Source organism: Streptomyces sp. (assembly GCF_035644915.1).
In the GTDB taxonomy this organism is placed as follows: domain Bacteria; phylum Actinomycetota; class Actinomycetes; order Streptomycetales; family Streptomycetaceae; genus Streptomyces.
In genome coordinates, this window is the sequence record NZ_DASQNP010000070.1 from 151,542 (window position 1) to 163,631 (window position 12,090).

12 protein-coding genes are annotated in these 12,090 nt (G+C 74.8%); 7 read left to right on the forward strand and 5 right to left on the reverse strand.

Translation table 11 applies throughout. The annotated features are described in order from the left end of the window. Positions 1 to 18: 18 nt before the first annotated feature. The gene (locus VE546_RS07665) at positions 19 to 2,115 is read left to right on the forward strand and encodes a hypothetical protein (protein WP_324919910.1); all 2,097 of its coding nucleotides are present in this window, start codon (positions 19 to 21) and stop codon (positions 2,113 to 2,115) included. A 39-nt stretch (positions 2,116 to 2,154) separates the two neighbouring features. Here VE546_RS07665 and VE546_RS07670 read toward each other — a convergent pair whose 3' ends face one another. After that, positions 2,155 to 2,994, reverse strand: coding sequence for a transglutaminase-like domain-containing protein (locus VE546_RS07670; protein WP_324919912.1), 840 nt, complete (start codon positions 2,992 to 2,994; stop codon positions 2,155 to 2,157). A 20-nt stretch (positions 2,995 to 3,014) separates the two neighbouring features. Then, complete coding sequence (locus VE546_RS07675) at positions 3,015 to 4,028, reverse strand: GNAT family N-acetyltransferase (protein WP_324919914.1); 1,014 nt, start codon at positions 4,026 to 4,028, stop codon at positions 3,015 to 3,017. A gap of 144 nt (positions 4,029 to 4,172) precedes the next feature. On the opposite strand from VE546_RS07675, the gene fdxA reads away from it, so the two are divergent. Continuing rightward, the gene (fdxA, locus tag VE546_RS07680) at positions 4,173 to 4,499 is read left to right on the forward strand and encodes a ferredoxin (RefSeq protein ID WP_093661226.1); all 327 of its coding nucleotides are present in this window, start codon (positions 4,173 to 4,175) and stop codon (positions 4,497 to 4,499) included. 117 nt (positions 4,500 to 4,616) lie between these two features. After that, the gene (gene dapC / locus VE546_RS07685; RefSeq protein ID WP_324919918.1) at positions 4,617 to 5,714 is read left to right on the forward strand and encodes a succinyldiaminopimelate transaminase; all 1,098 of its coding nucleotides are present in this window, start codon (positions 4,617 to 4,619) and stop codon (positions 5,712 to 5,714) included. 132 nt (positions 5,715 to 5,846) lie between these two features. Here the strand turns inward: dapC and VE546_RS07690 are convergent, their stop codons facing one another. Beyond that, on the reverse strand, positions 5,847 to 6,449 hold the full coding sequence (locus VE546_RS07690; protein ID WP_324919921.1) for an ATP-binding protein: 603 nt from the start codon (positions 6,447 to 6,449) through the stop codon (positions 5,847 to 5,849). 362 nt (positions 6,450 to 6,811) lie between these two features. Next, on the reverse strand, positions 6,812 to 7,735 hold the full coding sequence (locus VE546_RS07695) for a heavy metal transporter (protein WP_324919923.1): 924 nt from the start codon (positions 7,733 to 7,735) through the stop codon (positions 6,812 to 6,814). A 127-nt stretch (positions 7,736 to 7,862) separates the two neighbouring features. Between VE546_RS07695 and dapE the strand changes: the two genes are divergently transcribed. Both dapE and VE546_RS07705 read left to right on the forward strand, forming a co-directional pair. Then, positions 7,863 to 9,005: a succinyl-diaminopimelate desuccinylase gene (dapE, locus tag VE546_RS07700; protein ID WP_324919925.1), complete on the forward strand. Its 1,143-nt coding sequence runs from the start codon at positions 7,863 to 7,865 to the stop codon at positions 9,003 to 9,005. A 228-nt stretch (positions 9,006 to 9,233) separates the two neighbouring features. Then, on the forward strand, positions 9,234 to 10,034 hold the full coding sequence (locus tag VE546_RS07705; protein WP_324919927.1) for a TIGR00730 family Rossman fold protein: 801 nt from the start codon (positions 9,234 to 9,236) through the stop codon (positions 10,032 to 10,034). Positions 10,035 to 10,044: 10 nt separating this feature from the next. Here the strand turns inward: VE546_RS07705 and folP are convergent, their stop codons facing one another. Then, positions 10,045 to 10,905 (reverse strand): dihydropteroate synthase, encoded by an 861-nt coding sequence (gene folP / locus VE546_RS07710; RefSeq protein WP_324919929.1) that lies wholly within the window; start codon positions 10,903 to 10,905, stop codon positions 10,045 to 10,047. A gap of 166 nt (positions 10,906 to 11,071) precedes the next feature. On the opposite strand from folP, the gene VE546_RS07715 reads away from it, so the two are divergent. Both VE546_RS07715 and VE546_RS07720 read left to right on the forward strand, forming a co-directional pair. After that, positions 11,072 to 11,449 carry a DivIVA domain-containing protein gene (locus tag VE546_RS07715; RefSeq protein ID WP_324919931.1) on the forward strand — a complete coding sequence of 126 codons (378 nt, stop codon included), beginning with the start codon at positions 11,072 to 11,074 and terminating at the stop codon, positions 11,447 to 11,449. After that, positions 11,446 to 12,063, forward strand: coding sequence for a DNA-3-methyladenine glycosylase I (locus VE546_RS07720; RefSeq protein WP_324919933.1), 618 nt, complete (start codon positions 11,446 to 11,448; stop codon positions 12,061 to 12,063). Before VE546_RS07715 ends, VE546_RS07720 begins: the two co-directional genes overlap by 4 nt. Positions 12,064 to 12,090 lie beyond the last annotated feature (27 nt).

Consider the following 12,090-nt stretch of genomic DNA (forward strand, 5'->3'; position numbering starts at 1 on the left):
CAACCGGGAGATCCTGCTTTGAGTCGTGAAACTGAGAGTCCGTCCTCCGGCCCCCAGGCGCGGGGCGGTACCGCGTACCCGTCGGGGACCGAGCCGTACGGCACGCCGGCCAACGGCGTGCCGACCAACGGCGCGCCGGGCGAGCCCGCGGAGCGGGGCGCCGCACAGCCGGGCGAGCCGAAGACCGAGACCACGCTGACCACCCGCATCCGGATCAACATCCCGGGTTCCCGGCCCATCCCTCCGGTCGTCGTGCGCAAACCCGTCGGCGAGGACGCCGCCGCCGGCGAGAAGACGGCGGGGACGGGCGCCCCGTCGGACACCGCCGGCGGCGCGAACGGCACGGGGGCGGCGACCGCCGCGGGCGCGCCGAAGGCGGCCCAGGGGGCGAACGGCGCGGCCGGAGCCGCCGGCTCCCCCGCGGCGGGCTCCTCCGCACCGGGGGGCTCCTCGTCCTCCGGCGGCAGCCAGACGACCAGTTCCTGGTTCGTCCCGCGCAAGCCTCCGGCCGCCGGCAAGTCCGGCGGTACGCCCGCGGGCACGTCCGGCGGTACGTCCGGTTCCGGGACGGGGTCCCCGGTCTCCACCGCCGCCCCGCCCGGACCGCCGCGGCAGCGCACCGACACCCCGCCGCACGGCTTCGCCACCGGCCCGCTGGAGAGCACCGGCCCCCTGGAGGCGACCGGTCCGCTGGAGACCACCGGTCCGATCGCCACCGGCCGCGCCGACGCGTCCCCGCCGCCGGGCCCGGGCCACACCCCGCCGCACGGCTTCCCCGCCGCGGCTCCGCCGCCCGCGCCGGGCCGCGGTCCCAGCGGGCCGACCACCGGGCCGGGCACCGGCGACATGCCGCTGCTGCCGCCCGGGTTCCAGCAGCAGGGCGGCGGACGGTCTCCGTTCTCCCCGGCGGACTCCCCGACGTCCTCCCCGGCGGACACCGGACTGCAGCCCGCCGTGCCCGGGGCCGACGCCGCGCCCGAGCCCCCGCGGACCGGCGGTCCGCAGTCCGACCTCGGCCGTCCCGCCTCCGCCGGCGGCCGGGTCTCCGGCGACACCCTGGTCAGCGGCATCCCCGCCGTACCGCCGCTCGACGACGACGGCCGGGCCGCGCCGCCCGGCGGGCACGGCGCCCCGGCGCCGCCGCCCGCCCCGGTGGCCCCCAGGCGGGGCCGCTCCAAGCTGGTCCTGGTCGGCGTCGCCGCCTTCGGCGTGCTCGGCGTCGCGTACGGCGCCGGCCTGCTGCTCGACCACGCCGACGTGCCCAACGGCACCACCGTGCTCGGCGTGGAGATCGGCGGCACCAGCAAGGAGGCGGCGGTGGACAAGCTCGACGCCGTCCTCGCCGAGCGCGCGGAGAAGCCGCTGGTCCTCACGGTCGAGGGCCAGGACAAGGCGCTCAAGCCCAGCGTCGCGGGTCTGGCGCTCGACACCGAGACCACCGTGCGCAACGCCTCCGGACGGGACTACAACCCCGTCTCCGTCATCGGTTCGCTCATCGGCGGCGCCCGCCACGCCGAGCCGGTCTTCACGGTCGACGAGGAGAAGCTCACCGCGGCCCTGAAGGACCTGTCCGGCGAGAGCCCGGACGGCGCGGCCCAGGACGGCATGGTCAAGTTCGTCGACGGCAAGGCCGTCGGCGTCCCCGGCAAGCCGCACAAGGCGGTCGACGTCGCCAAGGGCGCCGACCTCGTGGAGGACGCCTACCGCCGGCAGGTCGCCACCGGCCAGGACGCCGCCGTCACGCTGCCGGTCTCCCTGCAGCAGCCCGAGGTGGACCAGGCGGAGATCGACCGGGCGATCCGGGAGTTCGGCGAGCCGGCGATGTCCGGCATGGTCACGGTCAAGGCGGGCGACAGGTCGATCCCGTTCAGCCCCACCGGATCGCTGCCGAAGTTCCTGTCCATGAAGCCGGTCAACGGCAAGCTCGTGGACACCTACGACCTGAAGGTGCTCAAGGAGCTGTACGGGAGCACCTTCGACGGCATCCTGATCACCCGCGGCAACGGGACCAAGACCCCGGTCACCCCCCAGGACGTCGCGGGCGCGCTGCGCGAGGCGCTCAAGGAGACGGACCCCGCCAAGCGGGTCGGCGTGATCGAACTCGACCCGCAGTAGCCCCCCGGCCCGCCACCGCCGCCACCGGCCCGCACCCGGCTAGTTGAGCCGGGCGCGGGCCGCCCGCGCCTGGCGGCGGACGGCGTCGGCGGTGGCGGGCTCCATCGCGGCGATCGCGTCGGCGTAGCCCTCCAGCTCCCGGGCACCGCCGGGGAAGTCGCCCCGCTCGACCAGCAGCCGGGCACGCTCGTAGCGCAGCCGGGCCGGAGGGTGCGGCAGCAGGAGCGACAGCTCCACCGCCCACAGTTGGACGTCCGTGTGCTCGGGGCGGGCCGCCGCCCAGGCGCGGATGTTGTTCAGCACGCGCAGCACGATCTCCAGCGGACCGGCGGGCCGCAGCATCGCCTCCGACAGCACCACGCCCGCCGAACTCGCCACGAGCAGCTCCACGTCCTGCTCGTCCAGCAGCCGGCCCCCGGCGAAGGGATCGGCCAGTACGTGCTCGCCGTCGGGGTCCCCGAAACCGACCACGAAGTGCCCCGGGAGCGCGACCCCGTACACCGGCGCGCCCGCCCGGCGCGCGACCTCCATCCACACCACCGACAGCAGGATCGGCAGGCCGCGCCGCCGCCTCAGCACCTCGCCCAGGAGCGAGGACTCCAGCCGGCGGTAGTCGTCGCCGGTGCCCCGGAAGCCGTGCTTCTCGCCGAGCAGGACGGCCAGGGCGCGCGCCCAGCCGCGCGCGTCCCGCGCGGACTCGTACGGCAGCAGGCCCGTGAGCCGGTCCAGCTCGATCTGCGCGGCGTCGATGCCCTCCTCGCCCAGCGCGGGATCGGCCTCGGCGTTGATCAGCAGGCACAGCAGCGCCAGGTCGGGCCGCCCGGACCGGGCGGCCTCCGCGAAACGCTCCCGCACCGCAGGGGTGTCACCGCTGTCCATGAACCACTCCGTACCCGGGTTCAGCCGCGCGGAGCGCGGCGGTAGTGGTAACTGTGGTGATCGGCGAAGCCCAGCCGGTCGTACAGCGCCCGGGCGGCCGTGTTCTCCGGCTCGACCTGCAGGTACGCCGCCGAGGCCCCCTCCGCCAGCGCCGCGCGGGCCAGCTCGGCCATCACCGCCGTCGCCAGCCCCTCGCGCCGCCGCGCCGGGGCGACCTCGACGGCGGCGAACCCCGCCCACCGGCCGTCCACCACACACCGCCCGATGGCGGCCGGCGGGGCGTCCTCGTCCCCGCTCCCGCCGGGCACGGTGGCGAACCACACCGACGGACCGCCGGTCAGCACCGTCAGCGCGGCACCGGCCGGCCCCGAGCCGCTGCGGCGGTACGCGCCCAGCCAGGCCGCGTCCGGCCGCCGCGACAGCCGCACCCGTCCGTCCGGCTCGCGGTCGGCCAGCGGGGCGAGCGCGGCCGTGCGGAGGACGGCGAACCGCTCGGCCGTCCAGCCGCGCCGCTCCAGTTCGGCGCCCAGCAGCTCGTCGCTGTCGGCGCCGCCCGTGGTGACCTGGACCAGGGCGGGCAGCCCGCGCTCGCCGTACCAGCGCACGACCTCCGCCAGGGCCGTATCCAGCGCCCTGCCCGGGTCGCCGAGGGGGAGGACGGAGTTGGCGCGGCCGGTGAAGCCGCCGGAGGCGCGGAGCGTCCACCCGCCCAGGCGCGCCGTCTCCACCGCGGGCCAGCCGCGCGCCGCCACCTCCGTCAGCTCCCGCACGCTCGCCGCCGGGCCCCTGCGGCGGGCGGGCTCGGCGGGCACGACCTTCCCCGCCACCAGGGCCGATTCCTCGATGCGCACGATCCGGCCGCCGCGCCGGGTGATCGAGAGCACACCGTCCGTCCACGATGTGAGAACGCCGACGGTGTCGGTGAAGGCCGGACCAGCCCCGCCGGAACCGGTCAAACTGCGCACCGACACCCGTTTCCCCACGTCCGCGGCGCTGATGCGGACCTCAAGACGTCCGCCCACGGTGAATTCCACGATCCTGACCACCCCTCCTGTTCGTCTCCTGCCCGGGAACGGAGATACTAGGTGCGGGCATCGACGACGCCGCGCTCCCGCGCGCCACGCGGCTCAGCCACAAACCGGACCGGCTGCCGCGCCCTACCGAGGAGGAACGACAGCGTGACCTACGTCATCGCGCAGCCTTGTGTCGACCTGAAGGACAAGGCATGCATCGAGGAGTGCCCCGTCGACTGCATCTATGAGGGCCAGCGGTCCTTGTACATCCACCCGGACGAATGCGTCGACTGCGGGGCCTGCGAGCCGGTCTGCCCGGTCGAGGCGATCTTCTACGAGGACGACGTGCCCGAGGAGTGGAAGGACTACTACAAGGCCAACGTCGAGTTCTTCGACGAGCTGGGATCGCCCGGCGGAGCCAGCAAGCTCGGCCTGATCGAGCGCGACCACCCCTTCGTCGCCGCGCTCCCGCCGCAGAGCCACGACGAGTGACCCTGTCCCGGACCTAGCGCCGCCTCCCGGTCCCGCACGGCCTCGCCGCCGTGCGGGACCGGGGCTTTTCCCGGACGAAAGACCCCGGGCCCCGCCCCGGAAGAAAGCGAGCCAGCAGTGCCACCCCTGTCCTCCCGACTGCCGGTCTTCCCGTGGGACCGGCTGGAGCCCTACAAGAAGACCGCGGCCGCGCATCCGGACGGCATCGTGGACCTGTCCGTGGGCACCCCGGTGGACCCGGTGCCCGAGGTGGTCCGGAAGGCGCTCGCCGCCGCCGGCGACAGCCCGGGCTACCCGACGGTGTGGGGCACCACCGAGCTGCGGGACGCGATCGTCGACTGGTGCGGGCGGCGGCTGGGCGCGCGGGGGCTGGCGCACACCCACGTCCTGCCGGTCGTCGGCTCCAAGGAGCTGGTGGCCTGGCTGCCGATCCAGCTCGGGCTGGGGCCCGGGGACAAGGTGGCGTACCCGCGGCTGGCGTACCCGACCTACGAGGTGGGGGCGCGGCTGGCCGGCGCCGAACCGGTCGTCTACGACGAGCCCCGCGAGGTCGATCCCGAGGGGCTGCGGCTGCTGTGGCTGAACTCCCCCTCCAACCCCACCGGCCGGGTGCTGCCCAAGGAGGAGCTGAGGGCGACCGTCGCCTGGGCGCGCGAGCACGGGGTGCTGGTCTTCAGCGACGAGTGCTACCTGGAGCTGGGCTGGGAGGCCGACCCGGTCTCCGTCCTCCACCCGGACGTCTGCGGCGGCGGCCACGAGGGCGTCGTCGCCGTCCACTCGCTCTCCAAGCGCTCCAACCTGGCGGGCTACCGCGCCGCGTTCCTGGCCGGGGACGAGGGGGTGCTCGCCGAGCTGCTGCGCGTGCGCAAGCACGGCGGGATGATGGTGCCGGCCCCGGTGCAGGCCGCCACCGTGGCGGCGCTCGGCGACGACACGCACGTGATCGAGCAGCGCGAGCGCTACGCGGCGCGCCGCTCGGCGCTGCGCACCGCGCTCCAGGCGAGCGGGTTCCGCATCGAGCACAGCGAGGCGTCGCTGTACCTGTGGGCGACGCGGGACGAGCCCTGCTGGGACACGGTGGAGGAGCTGTCCCGGCGCGGCGTGCTGGTGGCCCCCGGCGACTTCTACGGCCCGGCGGGGGAGCGGTTCGTGCGGGTCGCCTTCACGGCGACGGACGAGCGGATCGGGGAGGCCGTACGGCGCCTCACCGCGTGAGGCGTCCCGCCCCGCGCCCGGCACGCACGGACGCGCACGAGGACGCACACACGGACGGGGCCCGGGGATCGGTGTGGATCCCCGGGCCCCGGGCGTATGACGCGGCGGACGGCCGACACGCGCCTACGGGCGTCAGTCCAGCGACAGGTCCTTGAGCGGCAGCTTGCCGACGGCGGGCAGGGAGTCGGCCTTCGGCAGGTTCTTGACGACGGGCAGCTTGCCCTTGCCCTTCCCCTTGCCTTCGGCCTTGCCCTTGCCTTCGGCCTTCCCCTTGCCCTCGGCCTTGCCCTTGCCTTCGGCCTCCGTGCTCCTGGTCGTGGCCTTGCCCTTGCCTTCGGCCTTGCCCTTGCCTTCGGCCTTGCCCTTGCCCTCGGTGGCGGGCTTGGCGGTCTCGCCGAGGAAGGAGTCGGTGGAGCCCACCGCGTCACCGGCGGTCTTCTGCACGGTCGGCGCCGTGGCCCGGCCCGCGGAGCCGAGGGTCCTGCTCGCGGCGGGCACGGCCTTCTTGACGGCCTTGCTGCCCAGGTCGGCCGCCTTGTCGCCGGTGCTCCGCGAGGTGTCGTCGATGGTGTCGCCCAGGTCCGCGCTGTCCAGGTCGCTCAGTCCGCCCAGGTTCTTGGCGGACGGCAGGAGATCGGCGGCGTTCGCGGAACCGGCCGCGCCGATGGCGGTGGCGGCACCCGCTGCGACCAGCAGCGCGGTCCGTGCGATCCGGCGCGAGAGGGGGAGGGACATGTTGCTCCTTCGGCGGAGAAGAGGCTTCTTCAGGAATTCCTACGGACTCGTGCGTCCGAAAGGCGTCGTGCGCTTCCGGCCGGGGCGGCGCCCGCCGGACGCTGTGCCTATCGCGTCGGGAACCCCGGAAGTTGCGGTCGCCCGGGTAAAGGATTGGCAATGCGCCGCATTGTCCGACCGGGATCAGAACGGACAATCGGGCCAGGACGAATGCCGTCGCAAAAGCGCCGGAGCCCCGTGTTTCCAGGGGATCCGGCGGATGCGGAGGGCATGCCGCGCACCGGGCACAGGACCGTCCGGCGGGCCGTTCACGGCCCCCCGTTCGGGTGACGGCGGAAATCACCGCGGGGTGACGCCGGGCACTACTTCGCGGTGACGATGACGACCTCCGGGCGGAACGCGCCCTCGGTCGTGCGCCAGCCCTCCTTCGCCCTTCCGGCTTCCCAGACCCGCTTTCCGTAGGAGACGCGTTCGATCCCCAACTCGGAGGAGTGGGCCACGGCCCAGTGCGCCACCTCCCAGCCGCGGCGGTCGGCGTCCGCCCCGGTGCCGCGCGCCGGGGTGTGGACGGGAACGGAGACCACCGGGCCGGGCGCGCTGCGGCCGCCCCCGCCGCTGCCGCCGACCTCGGCGGGGTCGGGCAGCACGTCCTCGCCGAACTCGCGGATCAGCTTCTCCCGCACCCGCACCGGGTCGCCCGCGGCGGTCCCGTTCGCGGGAACGCAGTTCAGGGCCGCGGCCCGGCGGCCGGTGAGCGCGGCGGTGAGCATCGCCGCCCTGGACTCGTGCTTGGCGTAGGCGTCGGGGAACCCGCTGCGCTGCACCCGCTGCGCGGCGACGGTCAGCGGCAGCCGGGAGTAGCCGGGGATCTCCACCAGGTGCTCGTAGAACTTCCCGGCCGCGTACACCGGGTCCATGATCTGCTCCGGCGTCCCCCAGCCCTGGGAGGGACGCTGCTGGAACAGGCCGACGGAGTCCCGGTCGCCGTAGTCGATGTTGCGCAGCGCCGACTCCTGCATGGCGGTGGCCAGGGCTATGGTGACCGCCCGCTCGGGCAGGCCCCGGGCGGAGGCGACGGCCTCGATGGTCGCGGCGTTGGCGGCCTGTTGAGGCTCTATCACGTACGGGTCACCGCTGCCGTCGGCGGTCACCGTGCAGCTCGCCGGTCCGGACCCGCCGGGATCGTGGCGCACCAACAGGTACCCGGCGAGTCCGAGCAGCACGACGCACGCGGCGGCGGAACGCACCAGCCGGCCGCGACGTGGGGTGGAAGCTCGCTCGGACACGCGACAAAGGTACCGGTGCGTAGCGCGTGCGTGGTCCGCCCGTGCGGCACGGACCGGGGACGGGACCCGGAACGGGCCCGGGACCGGGAGCGGGGCCCGGTACGGGACGGCGGGTAGGGTCGGCGGCATGGAGCGTGCCCACCCCGTCCCCGACACAGTCCCCGACACGGCCCCCGACACGGGTTCCGGCGCCGGCCCCGGTGCCGTCCTCGACCTGACGCAGGACGCGGCGCGGCTGACCGCGCAGCTCGTCGACCTCCCCTCGGTCAGCGGCGGCGAGAAGCCGCTGGCGGACGCGATCGAGACCGCGCTGCGCACCCTGCCGCACCTGCGCGTGGACCGCCACGGCAACAACGTCGTCGCCCGCACCGCACTCGGCCGGGCCGAACGGGTCGTCCTCGCCGGGCACGTCGACACCGTGCCGATCGCCGGCAACGTGCCCTCCCGTCTGGAGGACGGCGTGCTGTGGGGCTGCGGGACCTCGGACATGAAGTCCGGGGTGGCGGTCCAGCTCCGGATCGCCGCCACCGTCCCCGCGCCGAACCGGGACCTGACCTTCGTCTTCTACGACAACGAGGAGGTCGACGCGCACCTCAACGGCCTCGGCCGCCTCGCGGAGGCCCACCCCGACTGGCTGGCCGGGGACTTCGCGGTGCTGCTGGAGCCCTCCGACGGCCGGGTCGAGGGCGGCTGCCAGGGCACGCTGCGGGTGAAGCTGCGGACCGCCGGACAGCGGGCGCACTCCGCGCGGAGCTGGATGGGGGAGAACGCGATCCACGCCGCCGCGCCGATCCTCGCCCGGCTGGCCGCGTACGAGCCGCGCCGTCCGGTGATCGACGGGCTGGAGTACCACGAGGGGCTGAACGCCGTGGGCATCGAGGGCGGCGTCGCGGGCAACGTCATCCCGGACGAGTGCACCGTGACCGTCAACTACCGCTACGCGCCCGACCGCACCGAGGAGGAGGCGCTCGCGCACGTCCGGGAGGTGTTCGCGGACTGCGGGGTGAGCGAGCTGGTGGTGGACGACAGCTCCGGTCCCGCCCGGCCCGGCCTGTCGCACCCGGCCGCCGCGGCCTTCGTGGCGGCCGTCGGCGGCGAGGTGCGGCCGAAGTTCGGCTGGACCGACGTCTCCCGGTTCAGCGCGCTGGGCGTGCCCGCCGTCAACTACGGTCCCGGCGATCCGAACCTGGCGCACCGGCGCGACGAACGCGTCGAGACCGCGGCGATCCTGCGCTGCGAGGAGCGGCTGCGCGCCTGGCTGACCTCCTGACCCCGGCCGGTCTCCCGGTCTCCCCGGCTGATCCGCCGGCCGGCTGGGTATCCGGTGGTGCGGGTCCGCGGCGGAGCGGTCGCCGGAACGCCCGGAGGAATTCCGCTCCGTGTCACGCGGACCTGCGTACCCTGGCGGCCGGCCGGTACGTCACACGCGTCACAGCCGAGTGCGGTCGCGCCGCAGTCGAGGAACAGCCGAGGAACAGCCGAGGAAAGGGAGCACGATATGGCCAATGCGGACGGGTCCGGGCAGCAGGGCAGGCCGCGGGAGCAGCGCCTCGGGCCGGTGGTGCGCCGCCGCGGGCAGGTCCAGTCCAGCACCACCGACCAGCGGCTGCTGGACACCGCCGGCCCCTCGGACTGGGTCCACCAGGACCCCTGGCGGGTCATGCGCATCCAGTCGGAGTTCGTGGAGGGCTTCGGCACCCTCGCCGAGATCGGCCCCGCCATCAGCGTCTTCGGCTCGGCGCGCACGCCCGAGGGCTCGCCCGAGTACAAGGCCGGGGTGCGGATCGGCCGGGCCCTGGCGGAGGCCGGGTTCACGGTGATCACCGGCGGCGGCCCCGGCGCCATGGAGGCGGTCAACCGGGGCGCGAGCGAGGCGGGCGGCGTCTCGGTCGGCCTGGGCATCGAGCTCCCCTTCGAGCAGGGGCTGAACCCGTACGTCGACATCGGTGTCAACTTCCGCTACTTCTTCGTGCGCAAGACGATGTTCGTGAAGTACGCGAGCGGCTTCGTCGTCCTGCCCGGCGGCATGGGCACGATGGACGAGCTGTTCGAGGCGATCACCCTGGTCCAGACGCGGAAGGTCACCCGCTTCCCGATCGTGCTGTTCGGCTCGGACTACTGGCGGGGCCTGGTGGACTGGCTGCGCGAGACCGTCGTGGCGGGCGGCAAGGCGGGCCCGCACGACCTGGAGCTGTTCCACCTCACCGACGACGTGGACGAGACGGTCGCGCTGGTCACCAAGGAGATCGCCACGCCGGACCGGTCGGCGGAGCACGGCCTGCCGAAGGAGCCCTCCTGACCCGCCGCGCTCAGGCCAGGCCGCGGCGGGCGACGGCCGGCGGGCGGTGTCCCGCGATGGAGGCGACCATGTCGAGCACCTGCCGGGTCTCGGCCACCTCGTGGACGCGGAAGACCCGGGCACCCAGCCACGCGGAGACCGCGGTCGTGGCCAGGGTGCCGGTCAGCCGCTCCTTGACGGGCCTGTCCAGGGTCTCCCCGACGAAGTCCTTGTTGGACAGCGACACCAGCACCGGCCACCCCGTGGCCACCATCTCCTCCAGCCGCCGGGTGACCTCCAGGGAGTGCCGGGTGTTCTTGCCGAAGTCGTGACCGGGGTCGATCAGGACCGCGTCCCGCCGCACCCCCAGCTCGACCGCGCGCTCCGCCAGCCGCACGGTGGTCCGCAGCACGTCGGCCATGACGTCGTCGTACGCCACCCGGTGCGGCCGGGTCCGCGGCCTGGCACCGCCGGTGTGCGTGCACACCAGCCCGGCACCGTGGCGCGCCGCCACCTCGGCCAGCTTCGGGTCCGCGCCGCCCCAGGCGTCGTTGAGCAGGTCCGCGCCCGCCTCGCAGACCGCCTCGCCGACCTCGTGCCGCCAGGTGTCCACGCTGATCACCACGTCCGGGTGGCGCCGCCGCACCTCGGCGACGAAGCCCGCCGTGCGCCGCACCTCCTCCTCGACCGTCACCTCCTCGCCGGGGCCGGCCTTCACCCCGCCGACGTCGATGATGGCGGCGCCCTCCGCCACCGCCCGCTCGACCCGCTCCAGCGCCGGTCCGTCGAGGAAGGTGGCGCCCCGGTCGTAGAAGGAATCCGGCGTCCGGTTCACGATGGCCATGACCACCGTCTCGTGTTCGCCGAACTCACGCCGTCCCAGCCGCAGCATCCGTCGTCCTCTCCTCGTGGCTGATCCGTGGCCACTGCACAGATGTCCCGCCGCCGACCCTAGCCGTCGGCGGCGCATGGCACGATCACAGGAGAGCCGTACAGGGCCGCACCGCCGTGTCCGGCCGTACCTGTCGTTGGCGTGACGGATTCGGGGAGATGGCGCCGTGTTCTGGTTTCTGCTGATCGCGCTGGTCGTGGTGGTCACCGCGGTCGCGCTGGCCGTGGTGGGCGGCGGTGACGGCCCGGGCCGCACGGCGACGGGCGGGCTCGCGGACGCCCCGCCGGACCGGCCCGAGGCCTGGCTGCCGCCCGACCGCCCGGTGAACCGCGCGGACCTGGAGGCCCTGCGGCTGCCGGTGGCCGCGCGCGGCTACCGGATGGCGGAGGTCGACGACGTCCTGGACCGGCTCGGCGCCGAACTGGCCGCACGCGACGCCCGGATCGCCGAGCTGGAGGCGTCCCTGGCGGGCGCGCAGGCGGCGTCGATGGGCCGTGACGACCTGTTCCGGAAGCCCGGCGACACCGCCGAGGAGTCCCGGTGACCGCCGCGGGCGGGGCGCTGCCCGGCCCGGACGGACGGCTGCGCTGCCCGTGGGGCGTGGCCACGGAGGACTACACCGCGTACCACGACGACGAGTGGGGCCGCACCGTGCGCGGTGACGACGCGCTGTTCGAGCGGCTGTCCCTGGAGGCCTTCCAGTCCGGTCTGTCCTGGCTGACGATCCTCCGCCGCCGCGAGGGCTTCCGGGCGGCGTTCGCGGGCTTCCGGATCGCCGAGGTGGCGCGGTTCACCGAGGCCGACCGGGAGCGGCTGCTGGCCGACCCGGGCATCATCCGCAACCGCGCCAAGATCGACGCGGTGCTGGCCAACGCCCGGGTCGCGGCCCGGTGGGAACCCGGGGAGCTGGACGCCCTGGTGTGGTCCCACGCCCCCGACCCGGACGGCCGTCCCGTACCGCGCACGCTCGCCGACGTCCCCGCGGTCACCCCGGAGTCCACGGCGTTGTCGAAGGCGCTCAAGAAGCGCGGGTTCCGCTTCGTCGGACCCACTACGGCGTACGCCCTGATGCAGGCGTGCGGCCTGGTCAACGACCACCTGGCGGACTGCTGCGCCCGCACCCCGCACCCCGGCCGTGAACGCCCGGCGGGACCGTGACCGGGGCCGTGACGGGGGCCGTGACCG